The organism is Armatimonas sp. (assembly GCF_043757465.1).
In the GTDB taxonomy this organism is placed as follows: Bacteria; Armatimonadota; Armatimonadia; order Armatimonadales; family Armatimonadaceae; genus Armatimonas.
Genome location: NZ_JAYVPL010000028.1, coordinates 11,432 through 30,475, shown reverse-complemented (window position 1 = coordinate 30,475; position 19,044 = coordinate 11,432). Strand labels below are relative to the sequence as shown.

Below are 19,044 nucleotides of genomic sequence, written 5' to 3'. Positions count from 1 at the left end.
TGGCAAGCAAGGCTTGAATCGCCTGGATGCCTTGATCTCCGTTTTCCGAGGTGATCCGATTTTACCGGCCTTCCAAACGGATAGCTGAGCCGTTACACTGTAGTTTTGGGGGATATTGGTATGGAAATGGGATTATTTCTGGTTCCAAGCCAATGGAGAAAGCTATTCGATCCGTGATCTCATCTGGTATTACTGTCGTGATCTCTGCGGGGAATGAAGGGAATAATGCAAGTTGGTGTTCACCTGCCAATGTAGCCGAAGGGATTACTGTTGGTGCCGTAGATAAATTTGGCTGGCGATCCGTTTGGGATACAAATAATGTAAATGTTTCATCAAATTTTGGATCATCTGTAGATATAATTGCGCCTGGTACGTCGGTACCTGCAACAAAATGGTATGGAAATATGAACAATAAACAGTTTGTACCAGGTTTTTTTAATGGTACTTCTGCTGCTGCGCCGCTTGTTACCGGAGTTGTTGCTCAGTATCTACAGGCAAACCCAAATGCAACTTCTGAACAAGTGCAATCATGGATAAAAAACAATGCTACACAAGGTATCGTGTCTGGCTTTACAACAGATACGCCAAACCGATTTCTTTTTAGCTACTGAAATGAAAGGACTAAGGGTAATGAATAGAAGGGGTTTGTTTGTGGTGCTGATCCTGTGCGTGATCTCGCTTGCTTTGGGCTGCGGAGGGCAGGGAACTGGCCCCGGATTTTTCACTCCCACGCCGACACCAATACCCGTTCCAAAATAGTAAGCACACTATTGTGCTAGAACGGTTATCGAGGGGTCTATGGCCCCTCGATAACTGCTATCTCCAGCTTGCCTCGCGGTAGAGACGCTCCACCAGCGCAATGGTGGGCAGCGCTGTGGCGGCATCGTAGAGATCCGAGGCTGTCTCGGCATCGAAACGCCGCCCGGAGCGCAGCGCCGTGAGGAAGGCAATATCGGGCGTGGGGATGCGGTAGGTCGCCGGGTCAGGGCTCTCCAGAGCGCCCCCCAGCTCTTTCAGATAGAGGTCGGCGGGAACCCCCTCGCGCTGGCACCAGCCTGCTGTTCCCCGCTCCCCGAAGATCTGGATACGCTCTAGAGTCTCAACGGCATCTCCCAGCAGAGTCAGCTCAACCCGAGCCTCTCCTCTAAAGCGCAGCCGCACCGACGCGCAGACATCCACCTCCGCCGTTCCCGCACGGTAGAGTTCCACGCTGGCCTCGCTCACGGGCAGGGGTATCAGATGCAAGCACAGGTCCAGCATGGAAGCGCCCGCATCACGCAGGAAGCCCCCTCCCTCGGTTTCCTGCATCCGCCAGGTACGCCCGTGTGTCTGGAGCCAAGGCTGGCTACGCAAAATAGAGACAAACTGCACCGGTCCGATCCGCCCCGCCGCCGCTTGCAAGAACCGGGCGTGGCCACGTGCCCGCCGGGTGTAGGAGACAAAGAGCGCCAGGTTCTTCTCACGCGCCTGTTTTACCAGCCCTACCCCGGTCTCGTAGTGGGTGACAAAGGGTTTTTCACAGAGCACGTGCACTCCCGCCTCCAGTGCCGCCGCGATCTGGTCGGCGTGGCGGGCATGCGGGGTGCACAAGACGATCGCATCCACCTCCCTCGACGCCAGCAGGTCCTGCTCAGAACGAAAAAGCAGCGGGCGCTGGGGTAGTGCACGGGCCATGCGTGAGAGTGCCTCGGCATCGGGATCACAGACAGCAACGATCTGAGCGCCCTCCGCGACCAGCCGCGTGGCGTGTACCGCCCCCACCGTTCCGCAGCCCGCCAGCGCGAGTCTCGGCTCAGCCACTAAAGTCCTAACCCTCGCAACGCACTTCGAATCAGCGTCGCAGCTTCGTCGGGGGTGCCGGCAACCGGAGCGGGAGCCAGAATCTCACAGGCGATATAGCCACCGTAGCCCGCCCGTCGCAAGCCACTCAAAAAGCTCGCGAGGTTGATCTCCCCCGTCCCAGGAACCACCCGCTGGCCGTCTTTTGCCCCGGAAGGCCCCACCCCGCGAGGAGCGTCGTTGATGTGCACATGAACAATCTGACTATCGGTGAGCGCGGCGATCTCATCCTCAGTGATGCCCGTGGTGTAGCAGTGGTAGGAGTCTACAAGAAGCCCAATATTGCTCTGGCCCGTCTCGGCGATCAGCTCCAGTGTCTGTGGCAGTGTCCAGACGGTTGGATTGGGTCCCATCTGGTTCTCGCCCCCCGCTCTCAGGTGATGCGGCCCGACCCACTCCAGCCCGAAGCGCACACCATAGTCCGCAAAGACTTTCCCGATCTCCCGAAAACGCGCCACGGTGCGCCCCCGCCACTCACCGGAATCGTCGCTGGTGGCGCTGGGCATCCAGGTGCAGCAGCGCGTACAACCAAGCTGCTGGGCAATCGCGGCCTTCTCCGCCAGAGTCGCCATCCCCGCCGCAAACGCCGCATCATCGCGCCGCCACTCCACTTCCAGCCCGAAGGTCGCCGGGGCCACTCCGAGTGTGAGAAATCTCTCACTCAGCGCCGTGGTTCCTCCGAGCTCGTCGGCGAGGCGCTGGGCACTACTGATGCCAAAATCAACGCCAGAGTAGCCTGAGTGTGCTGCCAGCTGCGTAAACTCCAGCAGGCTCAGCTTTCCCGCACCAAGCCCCGCCCCACAAAGTGATACTTGCATGCCTTTTGATTCGGCAAAGTGTGTTACAATCCCTCTATGCCACGCATTGAAAGCCATATTCTAATCAAAACAAATCGTGCCGTCGCGATTGCCATCGCCCGCGACAATGAGGCATTCCCAGAGTTTATGGAGGACGTTCAGTCCATCACGACCCTGACCCGCTCCGATGATACCAAGTCGGTGACAAGTGAGTGGGTCGCGATTGTCCCCAAGCTCAAAAAGCGCATCACCTGGGCCGAGGAGGATGTCTGGGATACCGAACGCGGCACCTGCACCTTCAAGCAAGTGAGCGGCGACTTCGACGAATTTCACGGCGTCTGGACTTTCACGGAGATCGAGCCCGGCCTGACAAAGTTCGACTCGGTGCTGACCTACCGGCTGGAGATTCCGCTCGTGGGAGCGCTGATCAACGCGATTATTCTCAAGACGATGCAAAATAATCTTGAGTCTACGCAGCAGGCCATCAAAAAGCGCTGTGAAGAGCTCGGTTAGCCTCCCCGACGACTACACTTTCGACGTGCCCGTGGCGCGAGCCCAGCTCGCCGCCTTGGCACTAAAAACGCCCGACGCACGGATTGCGCTCACCTTGGCCCATATCGGTGAGGGTGGCCTCGAAGCCGAATCGGATATCTGGCTCAAGGCAACCGAGGCAGCGGCGCTCCTAGAGCAAGTGCAAGACGATCAGCGCATTCTGGGCAAGCCGATCTATGTCTTGCGCATCACCGAATCGCAGTTTGAAACGCCGCAATGGCCGCCTCGGGACGATCCGTAAAGGCGTAGACTTCCAGCGATTTCTCGTAGAGCGCCCGGCGCAGGATCAAGTGCTGACGACAGACATTGTCGTGGTAGAGCAAGTCGCGAAAGAGGCTCGGGTGCCTGAAGAACGCCGCATCGTGCAGGTGCTCCGCCGCCGGAGTGAACCGCCAGCCAAACTCCCCATCCGCAAGAAAGAAGTGCGTACAGGGTGGCCCCTCAATCGGAGAGCAATCCCTGCCGCAGTACGGGCAGACCCAACCTGGTACAAGCACACCGTCAAAATACCGTAGTCCGGGGGCGCATGTCAAGCGCCCTGCGCCGCCCGCCGCAGACGATCACGAATCGCGGCCCATGCAGGGGTATCTGGCTGGATTGGAACCACGATACGTGCGACACTGTCTTCACTATCCAAACGCCGCAGCTCGGCATAGAGAACCCGCGCGGCAGTGTGTGGGTCTTGCGGAAGCGCGAGCCAGGCATCTCCCTCTTGCTGGAAATACGTCTCGCTGTGGAGCAGCTGAACCACAGGCTTTTTCGGTGCATAGTGCCTCAGCATCTGCCCCGGCGAGCGAGCAACCCCCTGGACGAGCTCCCCCGCCGGGCGGGGGCTAGGGGGGAGGCTGAGCTTTGCCATCCCGGGCCGTAGAACTCGTGGCGGATCACAAGTGACATCCAGCACCGTGCTCTCGATCCCAACGTCACAAGAGCCACCGTCTAAAATGAGCAAGTCTTTCACGAAAGCCCCGAGCGAGTCGGCGACGTGCTGGGCCTGGGTCGGGGAGACTTCCTCGCTGCGATTGGCTGACGGCGCGGCGATGGGGACACCCGCACGACGTAATAATTCCAGCGCGACGGGATGGTTTGGGATGCGAATTCCTACCGTCGAGCCGCCTGCAGTGACACTATCCGGGATGCCGTCGGCTTTCTCCAGCACCAAGGTTAGTGGGCCGGGCCAGTGCGCGGCGGCGAGCTCGTCGGCGATTCGGGGCCAGGTATTAACGAGCGCTTTTGCTTGCTCCACACTCGCCACATGGACAATAATTGGGTTGGTCGCCGGGCGGCCCTTGGCGGCGTAGATTTTCGCGACGGCGGCGGCGTCCAGCGCATTGGCCCCGAGGCCGTAGACCGTCTCCGTAGGAAAGGCCACCAGCTCCCCGCCGCGCAGACGCTCGACGGCTTCGGTGAGTGCGGCGTCTTCGGGCAGAACAATTCGGGCGGACATGACAGAATTTTATCGCATGGGCTATACTCTAGGCGTTATGAGCAATGAAAGTGTGATGGGGTCTTCGCTGGGCGGAGATCGTCTTTTTCCTCCGTCGTCGGAGTTTATCCGCCAGGCCAATGTCAGTGATGCCACGATCTACGAGCGCGCCGCTGCCGATCCCGAAGCCTACTGGGCGGAGTGGGCCAAGAAGCTGGACTGGATCGAGCCGTGGACGAGTGTCTGTGAGTGGAATCCGCCGCACGCCAAGTGGTTCGTCGGCGGAAAACTCAATGTGAGCGCGAACTGTCTGGATCGGCACCTTACCACAGCACGACGTAATAAAGCCGCGATTATCTTCGAGGGCGAGCCCGGCGACACCCGCGTGCTGACCTACCACGATCTCTGGCGCGAGGTGAATAAATTTGCCGGCGTGCTGACCAATCAGGGCGTGGGCAAGGGCGACCGGGTGACCATCTACCTCCCCATGATCCCCGAGGCCGCGATTGCGATGCTTGCCTGCACCCGGATCGGCGCGATTCATAGCGTTGTTTTTGGAGGATTCTCCGCCGACAGCCTGCGCGAGCGCATCAATGATAGCCAGAGCAAAGTAGTTGTCACGAGCAGCGGGAGCTGGCGTCGTGGCAATATCGTCCGCCTGAAAGATGCCGCCGATGCCGCACTAGAGGGCGGTGCCTGCCCGACAGTGGAAAGCGTGGTAGTGCTGAGCCGGGCGCTCGACCCGACTCTCGTGCCCATGGTCGAGGGACGGGATCACTGGTGGCACCGGCTGGTCGAAGACGCCCCGCGCCTGACGGAACCCGTGCCGGTTGACAGCGAAGAGGGCCTCTTTATTCTCTACACCTCGGGCTCCACGGGCAAGCCCAAGGGAATTTATCACACCACGGGCGGCTATCTCACGCAGGCAAACGCGACTTTCCAGTGGACATTTGATATTAAAGAGACCGATGTCTTCTGGTGCACCGCCGATGTGGGCTGGGTGACGGGCCATAGCTACGTGGTCTACGGCCCGCTCGCCGCCGGAGCCACGGTGCTGATGTACGAAGGCGCACCTGACTGGCCCGCACGGGATCGGTTCTGGGCCACCATTGAGAAATACGGCGTGAGCGTCTTCTACACCGCCCCCACCGCGATCCGCTCGTTCATGAAGTGGGGCACGGAGCACTTAGAGAAGCGCGATCTCTCCAGCCTGCGCCTTTTAGGCTCCGTCGGTGAGCCGATCAATCCTGAGGCATGGCTCTGGTACCACGAAAATGTTGGAGGAAATCGCTGCCCGATTGTGGATACCTGGTGGCAGACCGAGACGGGAGCGCAGATGATCACCCCGCTCCCTGGCATTGTCAGCACCAAGCCCGGCAGCGCGACGCGCCCCTTCCCCGGTATCGCGATGGACGTGGTGGATGAAGAGGGCAACCCGGTTCCCGCAGGCAAAGACGGGCTTCTCGTCATCCAGAAGCCCTGGCCCGCCATGCTCCGCACCCTCTGGCGCGACGATGTGCGCTACCAGAGTGTCTACTGGAGCAAGTTCGGCCCGAAGAACCTCTACTTTGCCGGAGACGGTGCCCGAAAAGACACCGATGGCTACTTCTGGCTTCTAGGCCGCGTGGACGACATCATGCTGGTCGCCGGGCACAACATCAGCACGATGGAGGTTGAGTCCGCGCTCGTAGACCACCACACCGTCGCCGAAGCCGCTGTGATTGGGCGCACCGATGCCATCAAAGGTCAGGCGATCTGCGCCTTTGTGACCATTAAAGAGGGCCTGAGCGCCGACGACGCGCTGATCAAAATCCTCAAAGCACACGTTGGCAAGAAGCTCGGCCCTATCTGCCGCCCCGACGACATCCTCTTCACTGCGGAGCTTCCTAAAACACGCTCCGGCAAGATCATGCGCCGCCTGCTGCGAGACATCGCCGAAGGCCGTGCCCTCGGCGACACCACCACCCTCGCCGATCCGAGTGTTGTCTCGGGCCTGAAAGACAAGTACGAGAGCAGCGAGAGCTAGACCTCGGGGAACTGCTCGCCCTGAATCGGCTGGCCAATCGTCAGGCCCAGCGGATCGGTGACGACATGGCCGCGTCCGCTGTAGGTTGTGGTGGTTTCCATGAAGATCACGATGTGCGCCACACGCGGGTCATCGGTGAAGTTGGAGGTTGCCATGTGGGCACAACGACCGTGGTGAAACGTGCAGTCGCCCGCCTTGAGGGGCACAGTCACGCGCGGAAACCAGACAAAATCCGGCTCGATCTGAAAAAGACTACGGGCATCGGCGAGGTTCTGAGCAGGTAGCTCGGTGTGCTGAAACGAGCCAGGCAGAAATGTCATGCAGCCTTTTTCGGTGGGAACATCACAGAGGGCGATCCAGGCCGAGATGGGATTCGGTGAGGTAGCGTGCGGCCAGTAAGGCTGGTCTTGATGAAACTCCGTAGCGGCATTGTTGTGCGGCTGCTTGATCAGAATCTGGTCGTGCCAGAGCCGCAGCGCAGTGCCGTTGAGCGTTTTCGCCGCTGCTGCCAGGCTTGGGTGAAGCGTGAGCGCCCGCATGGCATCGTCGTGGGTCCAGACATTAACATGCTGATCAAAGACCGGGCGATTGGAGAGGGGCGGGTTGCGGCGGGTGTAGTCGAGGGCGGCTTCGTAGAAATGCGCGGCCTCGCTCGGGGAGATCACGCTAGGGATGTGCACGAAGCCCTCGGTGCGAAACACGGCAATCTGCTCGTCGGTGACAGTAACCATACGGCCATTGTACGCGATAAAATAGCCCTATGCCTACCTACACCTACCGCTGCGATGACCCTTGTCAGACCTGTGGCGGTACTCAGGAAGTGTTCCAGCGCATGTCCGATGCGCCCCTGACCCAGTGCCAGGAGTGCGATAAAGCCCTCCGTCGCGTCGTGAGCCTGCCCCTGCGCGCCGTGGTGAACTCCGGCAACCTCTCCGACAGCAATATCGAGGCTAAGGGCTTCACCAAGTACGTGAGAGCGGGCAAGGGCCGCTACGAAAAAGTCGCGGGGTCGGCGGAAGCGCCCAGCACGCTCGACGGCAACAACACCGCCGATGGGCTCTAGCGCACCAGCTCCCAGGCAATATGCGCAAGCTCCGGGGCGATGAGTTTTTCCCAGGCCAGCACGACAGCTTTCGTGGAACCTGGTGTGGAGAAGATCGCCATGCCTTTGTAGGTGCCCGCCACGGCACGGGAGAGCATCGCCGCCGCGCCGACTTGCTCCCAGGAGAGCATTCGAAAGATCTCTCCGAAGCCTGGCAGAGTCTTCTCTAGCTTTGCCGCCAGCGCATCGTAGGTCGTGTCGCGCTGCGAAATCCCCGTCCCGCCGTTAAAGAGAAGCACCTGCACCCCCGCCACAAAAGCGGCATCAAGAGCAGCACTGACTTGCTCGGGTTCGTCTTTGATGATCTTGTAGAGAGCGAGCCGGTGCCCGGCGACGGCGAGCTCACGCGTTAAAAACTGCCCATTGAGATCATCGGCTTCGGTGCGGGTATCGCTGACGGTCACAATGCCGACCGTCACAGGGCCACGCTCGGCGGCGATTTTGTGGTGTTGCTCACGACTCATCAAAGGTATCCTACCCTATCATCGCGAATAGCTTTTACATGAAGACCAGCGGCTACACGTTCCTCACCGACGAGCAGGTTGAGCAGTTTCTTACCCAGGGCTTTGTGGTAATCAAAAATGCCTTCTCGCGCGAGCAGGCAGCGCACTGGAGCCGGGATCTCTGGACGCGCCTGGGCTATGCCCCGGAGGATAAAACCACCTGGGCGCAGCAGCGGATTCACATGCCGACTCTCAACCACAATGAAGTGCGGGAGTTTGCCCCCCAGGCTTTTGGCGCGATCTGCGAGCTCTGCGGCGGCGAAGAGCGGCTGACTAGTGCGCACTGGGGCGATGGCTTTATCGTCAATTTAGGCGAGGAAAGCCACACCACAAGCTGGGAGCCGCCGAGTGCCTCTGTGCCCGGCTGGCACAAAGACGGTGACTTCTTCCGACACTTTTTAGACTCTCCTGAGCAAGGCCTGCTCACGATTGTGCTCTGGTCCGACGTGCTCCCCACTGGCGGCGCGACCTTTGTCGCTGCCGACTCCGTGCCCGTGATCGCAAAATTCCTCGCAACGCACCCCGAAGGCGTTCGCCCCGAGGGCTTTGATTTCCAGAGTCTTATTTCGCAGTGCTCCGAGTTTCTGGAGGCCACGGGCGAGGCGGGTGATGTGTATTTGATGCACCCGTACCTGCTCCACGCCTCATCGAAGAACGCACTGCGCCTGCCCCGGCTGATCACCAACCCACCCGTGCATCTCAAAGAGCCCATGAACTTTAACCGGCCCGATGGCAACTACAGCCTGGTCGAGGCCGCCGTGCTCCGGGGCCTGGGTGTCGAGCACTTTGATTTTGTGCCCACCGCGCCCCGCGAAAGAATTATCCCCGAGCGCGAGCGAATTCAGGCTAAAATGCGCGAAGAAGAAAAGCGACGGCTGGAGATAAGCAACGTATGAGTGGATTTCTCATCTGGTGGAAGACAACCCCTCTGTATATTCGGATTCTGATGGCGCTGGTTCTGGGCGCAATTGTGGGGAAAATCTGGGGCGAGGGAGCGGCGAATCTGGAAGTGCCTGCCAAGCTGATCTTGCGCATGCTCGGGGCGCTGGCTCCCCCGCTGATTCTGATCGCGGTAATCCAGGCCCTAATGAAGACCGAGGTGCGTGGCAAGCTCGCCGCAAAGCTTGGGGGCCTGCTGGTACTCAATACCGTGGTCGCGATTGTGATTGGCTTACTGGTCGCCAATGTGATCCAGCCGGGCAAGCACGGCAGGCTGGAGCTGCCCGCCCCCAAGACCACGCTGTCGTCCAAAGAGAGCGACCCGCAAAAGAAACTTATCTTAGAGACAATGGAAAAATCGGGCTGGAAAGCGCCCGAGGCCAAGAAAGAGGTCTGGGAGCAGTTCCTCGACAATGTCCCCAAGAGCCTGGCCGGGCCACTGGTGGAGAACAATGTCATCGGGATTATTCTGCTGGCACTGGCCTTTGGAACCACGCTGCGGAAAGTGAAAGACCGCGCCGCGACAACCGTGATGCAAGCCGTGGATATTGCGATGGAGACACTGGTGAGCATTCTACATGGCATCATCCAGATCGTCCCGCTGGGCATCTTTGGCATTGTTGCCTCGATTGTGGGCAAGCAGGGCTTTGCGCCCTTTGCGGCGCTGGGCTACTTTATTGTGGCCGTACTGATTGCCTTGTTCCTACAGGCATGCTACTACTTAACCCGCGTTCGTTTCGGCTCCTGGGTGCGACCAACGACACTGCTTCAGGGCTGCCGCGATGCGCTGGTAATGGCGTTCTCCACCGCCTCCTCCACCGCCACGATGCCGGTGACTTTCGAGTGCCTCTGGACCAAAGTGGGCCTACGGGAGCGCTCGGCGAGCATGGGCTCGCTGGTCGGCTCGAACTTCAACAACGATGGCACGGCGCTCTACGAGGCGATGTCGGCGCTGTTTGTGGCGCAGCTTCTGGGGCAGAACCTCACTCTCCAGCAGCAGCTTCTTGTCGTGATTACCAGCATCGTGGCCTCCGTGGGCGCGGCGGGAATCCCCGAGGCGGGCCTGGTAACCATGACACTGGTCTTCACCGCCGTCGGGCTGGATGTGCGCTATATCGCCTTACTCTTCACGGTGGACTGGTTTTTAGACCGCTGCCGCACGATGATCAATGTGATGGGCGACATGAACATCTCCTGCCTTCTGGACGGCAAAGAGCGTGAGGAGCCCAGTGAGCGCCTCCCGGACGTGCTCCTCGGCAATGAATCCTAGAGGCGCACGACCATATCGAGCTTTTCGCTGTTTTTTCTCACCCCACCGTCGTCGGTATGATCCTGGCCGATGCTATAAAGAATGCAGCCCGCGCCGTCTTTTCGATAGCGCAGTGGTTGCTTGTCTGGGGAAAACGGGTCGGTTGGGAGCGTCGGAGAGTCTGGGAAGGTACCCGTCTTGGCTTTCTCTTCCAATAATGCCAGCGCCGATTCCCGCAAGTGACGTTGCGCTTGGGTATGGATCTGTGTCTTGTTGCTGGCTTGGGAAAACACGGGGGCGAGGATCAGAACCAGCAGGTTCTGGGGAAGGTTGAGCTTATCGCGCTCCCACACTTTCATTGTCGCAGCGAACCACGTCCCCAAGCTCTCGTAATCACCCGTGCGCTCTACCTCTCGCGCCTTGGCAAACGCCCCCCGCCAGAACAGCAGGAGCTGCTTTTCCCAGAACGGAACCGCGACAGGAGCCACAAACGACAGGCCTTCCCAGGCGGAGCCCTTCATCATTGCCCCACCAACCTCTTCCTCTACCTTGAACTTCCTTGAGCGCATCTGCTCCAGCGTCATCGCGCAGGCAACGACCTCGCCCTGGAAGTAGATCGTGGGCTTTGGAGGGGGACCAAATGCCGCCAATATCTCCCGTGCGTGCGTGCTGGGGCCAAAGCGTTTCAGAGTGGTGATGTAGCTCTTGTCAGCGATGGCGTGGAGCGCAACCGAAACCAAGGCAGCAATGACACAGGGAGTTTGTCCCATGAGGTTGCCCAGCTTCGCGCAGCGGGCCACATCTGCCCAAGCGCTAGAGGCATCGGTTGCAAGCGCGGCCCGTGCCGTGAATAAGCGCCCAAACCGGCGAACGATTGCAAACTCGGGGAATTGCAGGTTCATTCCCAGATTCCAGTCGTAGGCGAAGTCGCAGTGCGGACGCGCGGTGGCGTCTTCGGCAAGCTGAATCAAGTCGGCGTAGCGCACCAGGCTCTCCTGAAACGCCACACGAGCCTTGGGATCGTCGAGGTTCTTGCCAAATAGGTCGTAGGTGGCGTCCCAGTCATGAGACTCTTTTTCAGGGAGCGTTTGGTAGCGCCGGGTGAGTTCTTTGAGAAGTGGCCCGGCGTTTTGTGCGTCGGGAATAGGCGGGTTGGGGCGCAGATCCTCAGGCAGGAGCGGAATCCCCTCGCGGCGGGCAGCTTCGCGCTGCTTCTCCAGCAAGCCCGGCCCGGAGATGGAGAGTGTCAAAATGCCTACCACGGGAGAGGAGACCAGCGTGATGCCACTCCACCTCAAAATCGCGCGTCGTGTTGGGTTCATGGAGAAATAGACGTAGCAAGCTACAGTTTGGTTACGGCGTCTGCGTCCGCCCACACGAACGTGGGCGTCTATGAGCCTCATTCTTCGGCTGTGATGTCGCTCCGCGACCGGCTCGGTTCGTCGTCGCGGAGCGACATTATGGCGCGAAGCGCCCGTAGACGCCCACGTTCGTGTGGGCGGAATTAAACGGAGTGAATTCCTGTCTTAGCCCAGCGACTTGCATAGATTCGCCATCTCAATGGCGGCGACGGCAGCCTCGGCTCCTTTGTTGCCCGCCTTGGTTCCCGCGCGCTCAATGGCCTGCTCAATCGTATCGCACGTCAAAACGCCGAAAGTCACGGGGGTGTCGGTGGCGAGCATGGCCTGTGCGATTCCCTTGCTGGCCTCCGACGCAATGTAGTCGTAGTGGTCGGTGGAGCCACGGATCAGACACCCGAGGCAGACCACGGCATCGTACTTGCCCGACGCAGCCATTTTCCGTGCGATCAGCGGAATCTCAAACGTCCCTGGCACGCGCGCAATCGCCACTTTCTCCGGGTCGCCGCCATGCCGACGGAACGCATCGAGCGCTCCTTCGAGCAGTCGCTCGGTGATAAACCCGTTCCAGCGGGAGATAACGATTCCAATTCTGAGCCCGGTCGCAACCAGACTTCCTTCAAAAACCTGAGGCATAATCCGCAGTATACCCTTTCCGTTCCCCCTTCCTTCGTCCCACGGAACGTGGATCAGAGCGAAGGAAGGGGGCTAGGGGGATGGATGCGCAGCAGCCCGAACAATCTCGAGGATCCACTGGGTGTCTTTGACCATGTCCGAAAGGCGGCAGAACTCATCGTGGGTGTGGACTTTTTCCATACCCGTCGCCAGAACCGTGGTCGGAATGCCATACGCGTTGAAGTGGTTGCCATCCGAGCCACCACCTGACTCGACATAGCTCACGGGAAAACCCGCAGCCTCGGCGGCGCGGGCGGCGAGCGCTAGGACGGGGCTGTCTTTCTCCAGTCGAAAGGCGGGGTACTCCCCGATGATCTGGACGTGGGCGGTCGCACCAATTGCCGTCGCCTCACGCTCGAAAGTCTCTTTCATGTGCGCGGTCTGAGCGACAAGCTTCTCTTGGACACGGGAGCGTGCCTCCGCGATAATCACCACTTCGCCGGGGACGATATTACGGGCGAGGCCACCGTGAATGGTGCCGATATTGGCCGTAGTCTGCGCATCAATGCGCCCGAGCTGCATCTTGCTGATGGCGTTTGCGGCGGCGACAATCGCGCTGATCCCAAGTTCCGGGGCCGCGCCCGCGTGGGATTGCTTGCCGGTGATCGTCACGCGAAAAGAGTTCTGTGCCGGGGCGGCGTAGGTGAGCTGCCCCACGGGCGGGCCCGCGTCCAGAACAAAGCCGTACTTTGCCTTGATCAACGTCGGGTCGAGCAGGCGTGCGCCCACCAGCCCGATCTCCTCGCAGATTGTCAGGAGGAGCTGGATGTCGCCGTGGGGCTCGCCGGACTCGCAAAGCTGGGTCATGGCCTCAAGGATCGGTGCCATGCCGCACTTATCATCGGCTCCGAGGATCGTGTCTGAGGCGGCGGTGATAATATCGCCGTCTAGGGCGATCTCCAGGCTGGGGGTGGGTTCCACGGTGTCGAAGTGCGAGGAGAAAAAGATTCCGGGAGCACCTTCGACGCTGCCTTTTTTGAAGGCAATGAGGTTCCCAATGCTGCCCGGCTCGCCAGGGAGCCGTAGGTGGGCATCATCGAACTCCACGGTAAAGCCCAGTTTCTCTAAGTAGGTTGCGGCCCACTCAGAAACGGGTTTTTCGTGACGTGAGGGCGTGTTGAAGCGGACTAAAGTGAGGAAAGTGTCGAGGAGGCGGGGCTCATTAATGCTCATGGGTTGAAGTGTACCCAAAAACGAACAAAGAGGCTCCTCGACAAATTGAGGAGTCTCTTTGATATCACACGAAAAAAACAGAGGAACCTACGGAGGAGCCCCACCTGCTGGTCTCTGCGGTGCCATACCCTGTACAGGTGCAGGAGCAGCAGCCCCACCCATACCATTTGGCGTGACAATAGATGCTCCCTTTGGAGGGGTGCTATCAATCTTTTCTTCTTTAGCACATCCTACTAAAGATACCAACCCAGTGCAGAGCATTGCCAGCACCAGAATTATTTTTTTAGACATTGTTCTTATTTCTCCTGAATCGGATCGTGCCAGTACCACTGGTACCTGTTGCCTGCGGTATTATTCCCTGAAACATAGATGCCCCCCGTCAGTCGTCCTGTCGCATCTACGGCTGGGAAAGGCGATTGGGTTCCGCCCGCCCGCACGAACTTCACATGGCCATCCATGTACGTTACATTACCACCTTGACCGTGAATCCAGGCGGACCCATAGAGACCATGACCAAACCAGCAAAGAGTCTGAGTATTACGAGTGAAAACATAGGGAACTGCAGCAGGTAAACCACAACCATTTTCACTCGGTAGGGGCATGAGGAACGTGTATCCGCGAATGCGGTTTCTAAACTCCATGGCTAAGTAGGTGCTTGCCGGAGTTGCGGTTCCAGCCATGGGCCAAGCACTCAGGTAGCCATTGTAGGCAATGGACATGCCAGTGGCAAGCTGAAGTTGGTTTGTGGGAGGAGGGTTAAACGGATCAAATTGAATGCCTGAAGGACAGGCATAGATATTATAGTTCTTCAAATAGGGCTGAATCGCAATACCCCAGCTACTGCGGGTCAGAGGGGAAGCGGGCGCTGGAGCAAGGACATTCTCGGGGACAGTGTAGAGTGTGCCGATATTAGAATTGACGACCCCATTGTGTGGAAGGGTGATCGGGAACAGCTCATCGTAGTCCTGATTGTACATCATGATTCCGGTGGCGAACTGCTTCATATTGCTCACACAGGCGATACCACGCGCCTTCTCACGAGCTTGTGCAAAGACAGGGAAAAGTATGGCGGCAAGAATCGCGATGATCGCGATCACGACAAGTAACTCGATCAGCGTGAAGCCACGCCGTCGTGGGTTAAGATAAGACATAATTACCCTCGATTGTTTTGATTTGTTTAGAATTATAAGAAATCCCTTAGATAAGACAGTCTCACAAAACTAGACATTGAAATTTTACCCCACTTCCAGGCAAGGGGGCAACCTTTTTACTTTTTCTCAAGTGCCTGGTGAGAAAACTCACTCTACAGAGTGGACGGGGGAAGCACTGACTCTTTTGCGCTACCCCGTGGTGCAGTCGCCACCGCATCTAATTTTAGACACGTATTAGCTCGCTTTAGCCGCCGGGCAGGTAGTACCAAAGACACCAGAGATTCAGCACGACGAGCGCTGCGACCAGCCCTTGCGCCGCTCGCTTGCGTTTTGTCGAGGGAAAGAGAGCGAGATAGCCATATCCGGTAATCGCACCGAAAGGAGCCAGTATTACATAAAAATAACGCCCCTGTGGAGAAAAATGCCGCCAGTTGAAAATACAAAAGATGACACTGGTGGTAACAAGGACGATTCCACTTGCGAGTAACCATGCCTGCCTTGCACGGCAGTGCACCCGGCGTCGTGCTCCCCAGAGTGCAGCGGTTTGCCAGAGCAGGAGTCCAACAAAAACCGGCATGGGTAGGTGCTTTTGAAGCCCATCAAAGGTGCCCCAGAACGAGCGCCAGCCCCACGCTGTGATAGAGAAGAGATAGCGCAAGGGGGAGAAACCACGGGTAGCCTGGTAGTGAGGGTAGCCTGGCTGACTCCCATCCCAGAGCCGATCCGCCGCGCCTTTGCAGAGAGCATCGCCGCAGCGGCTGATATTGGCAAGAAACCACCAGCCAGTGGCTCCAAGAGAGGTCAGTAGCATCGCCAGAGTTATCTTTGCGGCTTTCTGTCCGCCGAAGCGCCAAGCGAGAGCAAGAAATACTGCGGGGAAAAGCCCCAGGCACGTCAGCTTGCTCCCCATGCCCACGGCGCACCAGAGTGCCAGCTCTCCCACACGCTGCCGCCCACGGAGCGCTTCCGCCAGTGCCGCAAAAACCGCCGTGGCCGCCAGTGCCGCCAGGTTCTCATTGCTCATTCCGCCGGAGAGCGAGGCGCGCATCGGCACCAGTGCCACGAGCCACGCCGCCAGCTCTCCGACATGCCGTCCATAGAGCGCCCGCGTCGCTCGAAATGTCAGCCAGACCGTCAGTGCGCCCAGCAGTACCGAGAAGACTCGTACCGCACGTGCTCCCCCCAGCTTCCAGAAAAGAGCCCCTACCATGTGATAGAGCGGCGGATGCACCGAGACGGCGTAGTCCGAGTTGTAGGGAGGCAGGCTGGTGTGAGCGGCCCACCAGCGCACTGTCAAGACATGGCTTATCTCATCGGGCTGCCAGTTTCCAAACGGATTGTTTAGGCCACGAACCAGCGGAACACCCAAAGCCCAGGCGAGGCCAAGCAGTAGAGCCACGAGGGTTGGTATTGCTCCCCCACGCCTCACGCAGTGCCTCCACCGTGGCGCTCTTGCTCGTTGGCGAGCCGCCAGTGGCGCTTGAAGTAGTGCCAGCGCCGCAGATACTTCTGCTCGCTCTGGAAGATCTTCCCAACGAGCTTGGACTTGCGGGGGCGCGTGACAGTCGCACTGCCCGAAATCGCTTTCTCCGGCATCCAAGCGGCAAAGACACTCTCAATGCCACTCCGTGTGCTCGCCTGGTGCTTCTCCAGCACAGCAAATGCTGCCTCGCCAGCGGCTTTGCGTGTCTCCGGATCGCTCAGCCAGGCGGCTAGTGCTTCGGCCCATTCAGAGTCCGTGCCACAGAGCAGTGCGCCCTTGGTTTCAAGCAGCGCCACCGAACGTGCGGCAATGGTTGGGACACCGACGGCGGCGGCCTCTAGGAACTTAATCTCGCTCTTGGCATGATTAAAAGGCTGCGTCAGATCCAGTGGTGCCAGGTTGATGTCCACTTGTGCGATCAGCCCCGGAAGCTCGCGCCACGGCACATACGGGTGCCGCCGAACCCGCCCGTTCTGCTCAAAGCGCCGTAGCGGCCCCGGCAGTGCCACCGTTCCCACGACCAAGAACCGCGCCTGCGAAAAACGCTCCAGTGCCGCCGCCAGTGGCAATGCTATATCAGCAAGATCCGCATCGTGGGTCGGGGAGCCGGAGAGATAGCCCAGCGTCACCCTATCGTCCTGCCGTAATTTTCCAAATGCCTCGCGGCGCTCACGAGCACTCTGCGAGAGCATCAGAAGCTCAGTGCCAAGGAAATTGCGAATCACCTCCCCCTGCCGCTGAGACGGCTGTCCCCCTCCGGCTCTCGCTCGTTCCTCGCTGCGAAGGGGGACAAATGTGGTGTGCTGTGCGAGGAACTCCGTGCTGAAGAGAGCACCATCGGCGTTTTGTAGTGTCTGGAGATTGGCCTCGGCATCGCGCTTGCTGTGCCGGTAGCGCAAAGGATCGTCGGGGAAGAGCGTCCCCGTGTGGCGGGCGTGCTCCAAGTCAAAAATCAGATCATCCGCGCTGTAGACGACCCGGGCACCAACGCGCCGTGCCGCCGCCGCGAACGCGCTCCCAGGCCCACCCCACGGCAGGCGATGGAGCACCACAATATCATGGGCCACGCGCACCGCGTCTTGGCCTGCGGAGACATGCTCCGCCGTGTGGCCCGCCGCAACCAGCGCCTCACACAGATGAACACAGCGGTAACGATTCGTGGCATCGTCGGCCTGGCTCGGGTAAACAAAGAGAATGTGCACGGCCCATTTTACGGTATAGTGAGATGCAAGAGGAGGTTTTTTTGATGTCTTTTGTTGCAACTCTGGCGGCCGCACTGATCTCTGGTGCACCGACTTTCTCTCTGCAAGCACCTGCTCTAACGCCGCGAGCTACGCTAAAATAGGCTTGACAAGCTCCCCATAAACATCGGTGAGGCGGAAGTCGCGGCCCTGGTAGGGATAGGTGAGGCGTTTATGATCCACGCCCAGCAGGTGCAGGATCGTGGCGTGCAGATCATGAACACTCACGGGGTCTTTGACAATATTGTAGGAGAACTCGTCGGTCTCGCCGATGGTCACGCCGTGCTTGACACCCGCTCCGGCAAGAAAGAGCGAGAAACAGCGCGGGTGGTGATCACGACCGTAGTTGTCCATTGAGAGTGCGCCCTGGGAGTACACGGTGCGCCCAAACTCCCCACCCCAGACAATCAGCGTGTCCTCCAGCATCCCACGCTGCTTGAGATCTTTGATCAGCGCTGCCGTGGCCTGATCCGTGTCCTTGAGCTGGCCCTTGATGGCACTGGGCAGCCCGCCGTGGTGGTCCCAGCCCATGTGGAAGAGCTGGATAAAGCGCACGCCTTTCTCGCAGAGCCGCCGGGCTAGGAGGCAGTTGTGGGCGTAGCTTCCCGGGCGACTCACATCCGGGCCGTACATTTCCAGGGTTGCCGCCGACTCCTTGGTGAGATCGGCGAGCTCGGGCACCGACGCTTGCATCCGAAACGCCAGCTCGTACTGCGAGATACGCGTGGCAACTTCCGGGTCGCCGGTCTGACCGAGCTTGATTTTATTGAGTGCACCCAGCTCATCGAGCATCTCGCGCCGCATGCCTCGGTCCACACCCGCCGGATCGGAGAGATACAAAACAGGGTCGCCGGAGTTGCGCAGTTTCACGCCCTGGTGCTGGGTCGGCAAAAAGCCCGCTCCCCAGAGCCGATCATAGAGCGGCTGGTCATCGGGGCGGCCACTGCCCTTGCTGGTGAGCACCACATACGCGGGCATGTCTTTGTTGAGTGTCCCAAGGCCGTAGCTCAACCACGAGCCGATACTGGGTCGTCCGGCAAGCTGCGAGCCCGTCTGGAAAAAAGTAATCGCCGGGTCGTGGTTGATCGCCTCGGTGTGCATCGAGCGGATCACGCACAGCTCGTCGGCCACTTCCGGCAGGTGCTTCCAGAGATCCGAGAGTTCCACGCCGCTCTGGCCGTGTTTCTTAAAGGCGTAGGGCGAAGGCGCGGTCGGGAAGTTCGTCTGCCCACTGGTCATGGTGGTCAGCCGCTGGCCCTTGCGAACCGACTCGGGAAGATTTTGCCCTCGGTACTTCTCCAGCGTCGGTTTACTGTCGAAGAGCTCGAACTGGCTCGGTGCCCCGGATTGAAAAAGATAGATCACGCGCTTGACCTTACCCCCCTTCCCCCGCAGGGCGGGGGTGGCCTGCGCCTCACCCTCCAGCAGCCCCAGCGCCGCTAGTCCCAGCCCCGTTGCGCTCTTTAAAAGAGTCCGACGGTTTAGTGCGTCTTGCGCTTTATACAGCTCGTTCATGATGCCCCACGGTTC

At 59.5% G+C, this 19,044-nt stretch carries 20 protein-coding genes; 7 read left to right on the top strand and 13 right to left on the bottom strand.

Annotation, left to right across the window (positions count from 1 at the left end; translation table 11 throughout):
- Positions 1-152 precede the first annotated feature (152 nt).
- Positions 153-611 carry a S8 family serine peptidase gene (locus ACH2ED_RS04235; protein WP_395088966.1) on the top strand — a complete coding sequence of 153 codons (459 nt, stop codon included), beginning with the start codon at positions 153-155 and terminating at the stop codon, positions 609-611.
- Positions 612-816: 205 nt separating this feature from the next.
- Here the strand turns inward: ACH2ED_RS04235 and ACH2ED_RS04230 are convergent, their stop codons facing one another.
- Together ACH2ED_RS04230 and ACH2ED_RS04225 are read right to left on the bottom strand one after the other, a co-directional pair.
- Entirely contained in the window at positions 817-1,800 is a 984-nt protein-coding gene (locus ACH2ED_RS04230) for a Gfo/Idh/MocA family protein (RefSeq protein WP_395088965.1), read from the bottom strand.
- Positions 1,800-2,657 carry a sugar phosphate isomerase/epimerase family protein gene (locus ACH2ED_RS04225; RefSeq protein ID WP_395088964.1) on the bottom strand — a complete coding sequence of 286 codons (858 nt, stop codon included), beginning with the start codon at positions 2,655-2,657 and terminating at the stop codon, positions 1,800-1,802. The genes ACH2ED_RS04230 and ACH2ED_RS04225 overlap by 1 nt, the downstream gene beginning before the upstream one ends.
- A 36-nt stretch (positions 2,658-2,693) precedes the next feature.
- On the opposite strand from ACH2ED_RS04225, the gene ACH2ED_RS04220 reads away from it, so the two are divergent.
- Together ACH2ED_RS04220 and ACH2ED_RS04215 are read left to right on the top strand one after the other, a co-directional pair.
- Positions 2,694-3,149, top strand: coding sequence for a type II toxin-antitoxin system RatA family toxin (locus ACH2ED_RS04220; protein WP_395088963.1), 456 nt, complete (start codon positions 2,694-2,696; stop codon positions 3,147-3,149).
- A complete protein-coding gene (locus ACH2ED_RS04215; protein ID WP_395088962.1) occupies positions 3,133-3,429 on the top strand; it encodes a hypothetical protein in 297 nt (98 codons plus the stop codon). Before ACH2ED_RS04220 ends, ACH2ED_RS04215 begins: the two co-directional genes overlap by 17 nt.
- Here ACH2ED_RS04215 and ACH2ED_RS04210 read toward each other — a convergent pair.
- Together ACH2ED_RS04210 and ACH2ED_RS04205 are read right to left on the bottom strand one after the other, a co-directional pair.
- Positions 3,377-3,685 carry a hypothetical protein gene (locus tag ACH2ED_RS04210; RefSeq protein WP_395088961.1) on the bottom strand — a complete coding sequence of 103 codons (309 nt, stop codon included), beginning with the start codon at positions 3,683-3,685 and terminating at the stop codon, positions 3,377-3,379. The genes ACH2ED_RS04215 and ACH2ED_RS04210 overlap by 53 nt on opposite strands.
- A gap of 32 nt (positions 3,686-3,717) precedes the next feature.
- The gene (locus ACH2ED_RS04205) at positions 3,718-4,635 is read right to left on the bottom strand and encodes an L-threonylcarbamoyladenylate synthase (RefSeq protein WP_395088960.1); all 918 of its coding nucleotides are present in this window, start codon (positions 4,633-4,635) and stop codon (positions 3,718-3,720) included.
- A 37-nt stretch (positions 4,636-4,672) separates the two neighbouring features.
- Between ACH2ED_RS04205 and acs the strand changes: the two genes are divergently transcribed.
- Complete coding sequence (gene acs / locus ACH2ED_RS04200; protein ID WP_395088959.1) at positions 4,673-6,640, top strand: acetate--CoA ligase; 1,968 nt, start codon at positions 4,673-4,675, stop codon at positions 6,638-6,640.
- Here the strand turns inward: acs and ACH2ED_RS04195 are convergent.
- Positions 6,637-7,371 (bottom strand): phytanoyl-CoA dioxygenase family protein, encoded by a 735-nt coding sequence (locus ACH2ED_RS04195; RefSeq protein ID WP_395088958.1) that lies wholly within the window; start codon positions 7,369-7,371, stop codon positions 6,637-6,639. The two genes, acs and ACH2ED_RS04195, sit on opposite strands and share 4 nt — an antisense overlap.
- 29 nt (positions 7,372-7,400) lie before the next feature.
- Between ACH2ED_RS04195 and ACH2ED_RS04190 the strand changes: the two genes are divergently transcribed.
- Positions 7,401-7,703, top strand: coding sequence for an FmdB family zinc ribbon protein (locus ACH2ED_RS04190; protein ID WP_395088957.1), 303 nt, complete (start codon positions 7,401-7,403; stop codon positions 7,701-7,703).
- On the opposite strand, the gene ACH2ED_RS04185 is transcribed toward ACH2ED_RS04190, so the two are convergent.
- Positions 7,700-8,206 (bottom strand): molybdenum cofactor biosynthesis protein B, encoded by a 507-nt coding sequence (locus ACH2ED_RS04185; protein WP_395088956.1) that lies wholly within the window; start codon positions 8,204-8,206, stop codon positions 7,700-7,702. The genes ACH2ED_RS04190 and ACH2ED_RS04185 overlap by 4 nt on opposite strands.
- A gap of 38 nt (positions 8,207-8,244) precedes the next feature.
- Between ACH2ED_RS04185 and ACH2ED_RS04180 the strand changes: the two genes are divergently transcribed.
- Positions 8,245-9,141, top strand: a complete 897-nt coding sequence (locus ACH2ED_RS04180) for a phytanoyl-CoA dioxygenase family protein (protein ID WP_395088955.1) — start codon at positions 8,245-8,247, stop codon at positions 9,139-9,141.
- The gene (locus ACH2ED_RS04175) at positions 9,138-10,454 is read left to right on the top strand and encodes a dicarboxylate/amino acid:cation symporter (protein WP_395088954.1); all 1,317 of its coding nucleotides are present in this window, start codon (positions 9,138-9,140) and stop codon (positions 10,452-10,454) included. The genes ACH2ED_RS04180 and ACH2ED_RS04175 overlap by 4 nt, the downstream gene beginning before the upstream one ends.
- Here the strand turns inward: ACH2ED_RS04175 and ACH2ED_RS04170 are convergent.
- The 7 genes from ACH2ED_RS04170 to ACH2ED_RS04140 form a co-directional block, all read right to left on the bottom strand.
- Entirely contained in the window at positions 10,451-11,755 is a 1,305-nt protein-coding gene (locus tag ACH2ED_RS04170) for a hypothetical protein (protein WP_395088953.1), read from the bottom strand. The two genes, ACH2ED_RS04175 and ACH2ED_RS04170, sit on opposite strands and share 4 nt — an antisense overlap.
- Before the next feature lie 204 nt (positions 11,756-11,959).
- Complete coding sequence (gene ribE / locus ACH2ED_RS04165) at positions 11,960-12,427, bottom strand: 6,7-dimethyl-8-ribityllumazine synthase (protein WP_395088952.1); 468 nt, start codon at positions 12,425-12,427, stop codon at positions 11,960-11,962.
- 72 nt (positions 12,428-12,499) lie between these two features.
- On the bottom strand, positions 12,500-13,639 hold the full coding sequence (locus tag ACH2ED_RS04160) for a M20/M25/M40 family metallo-hydrolase (protein ID WP_395088951.1): 1,140 nt from the start codon (positions 13,637-13,639) through the stop codon (positions 12,500-12,502).
- A gap of 296 nt (positions 13,640-13,935) precedes the next feature.
- Positions 13,936-14,790, bottom strand: coding sequence for a type II secretion system protein (locus ACH2ED_RS04155; protein WP_395088950.1), 855 nt, complete (start codon positions 14,788-14,790; stop codon positions 13,936-13,938).
- Positions 14,791-15,034: 244 nt separating this feature from the next.
- The gene (locus ACH2ED_RS04150; protein ID WP_395088949.1) at positions 15,035-16,189 is read right to left on the bottom strand and encodes an ArnT family glycosyltransferase; all 1,155 of its coding nucleotides are present in this window, start codon (positions 16,187-16,189) and stop codon (positions 15,035-15,037) included.
- A 26-nt stretch (positions 16,190-16,215) separates the two neighbouring features.
- Positions 16,216-17,475 carry a glycosyltransferase gene (locus ACH2ED_RS04145; protein WP_395088948.1) on the bottom strand — a complete coding sequence of 420 codons (1,260 nt, stop codon included), beginning with the start codon at positions 17,473-17,475 and terminating at the stop codon, positions 16,216-16,218.
- Positions 17,476-17,604: 129 nt separating this feature from the next.
- Complete coding sequence (locus tag ACH2ED_RS04140) at positions 17,605-19,029, bottom strand: DUF1501 domain-containing protein (RefSeq protein ID WP_395088947.1); 1,425 nt, start codon at positions 19,027-19,029, stop codon at positions 17,605-17,607.
- Positions 19,030-19,044 lie beyond the last annotated feature (15 nt).

Coding starts and splice junctions, on each gene's coding strand:
- ACH2ED_RS04190 (WP_395088957.1), top strand. CDS start 7,401: ATGCCTACCTACACCTACCGCTGCGATGACCCTTGTCAGACCTGTGGC.
- ACH2ED_RS04155 (WP_395088950.1), bottom strand. CDS start 14,790: ATGTCTTATCTTAACCCACGACGGCGTGGCTTCACGCTGATCGAGTTA.
- ACH2ED_RS04175 (WP_395088954.1), top strand. CDS start 9,138: ATGAGTGGATTTCTCATCTGGTGGAAGACAACCCCTCTGTATATTCGG.
- ACH2ED_RS04180 (WP_395088955.1), top strand. CDS start 8,245: ATGAAGACCAGCGGCTACACGTTCCTCACCGACGAGCAGGTTGAGCAG.
- ACH2ED_RS04185 (WP_395088956.1), bottom strand. CDS start 8,206: ATGAGTCGTGAGCAACACCACAAAATCGCCGCCGAGCGTGGCCCTGTG.
- ACH2ED_RS04225 (WP_395088964.1), bottom strand. CDS start 2,657: ATGCAAGTATCACTTTGTGGGGCGGGGCTTGGTGCGGGAAAGCTGAGC.
- ACH2ED_RS04195 (WP_395088958.1), bottom strand. CDS start 7,371: ATGGTTACTGTCACCGACGAGCAGATTGCCGTGTTTCGCACCGAGGGC.
- ACH2ED_RS04160 (WP_395088951.1), bottom strand. CDS start 13,639: ATGAGCATTAATGAGCCCCGCCTCCTCGACACTTTCCTCACTTTAGTC.
- ACH2ED_RS04235 (WP_395088966.1), top strand. CDS start 153: ATGGAGAAAGCTATTCGATCCGTGATCTCATCTGGTATTACTGTCGTG.
- ACH2ED_RS04220 (WP_395088963.1), top strand. CDS start 2,694: ATGCCACGCATTGAAAGCCATATTCTAATCAAAACAAATCGTGCCGTC.
- acs (WP_395088959.1), top strand. CDS start 4,673: ATGAGCAATGAAAGTGTGATGGGGTCTTCGCTGGGCGGAGATCGTCTT.
- ACH2ED_RS04170 (WP_395088953.1), bottom strand. CDS start 11,755: ATGAACCCAACACGACGCGCGATTTTGAGGTGGAGTGGCATCACGCTG.
- ACH2ED_RS04140 (WP_395088947.1), bottom strand. CDS start 19,029: ATGAACGAGCTGTATAAAGCGCAAGACGCACTAAACCGTCGGACTCTT.
- ribE (WP_395088952.1), bottom strand. CDS start 12,427: ATGCCTCAGGTTTTTGAAGGAAGTCTGGTTGCGACCGGGCTCAGAATT.
- ACH2ED_RS04205 (WP_395088960.1), bottom strand. CDS start 4,635: ATGTCCGCCCGAATTGTTCTGCCCGAAGACGCCGCACTCACCGAAGCC.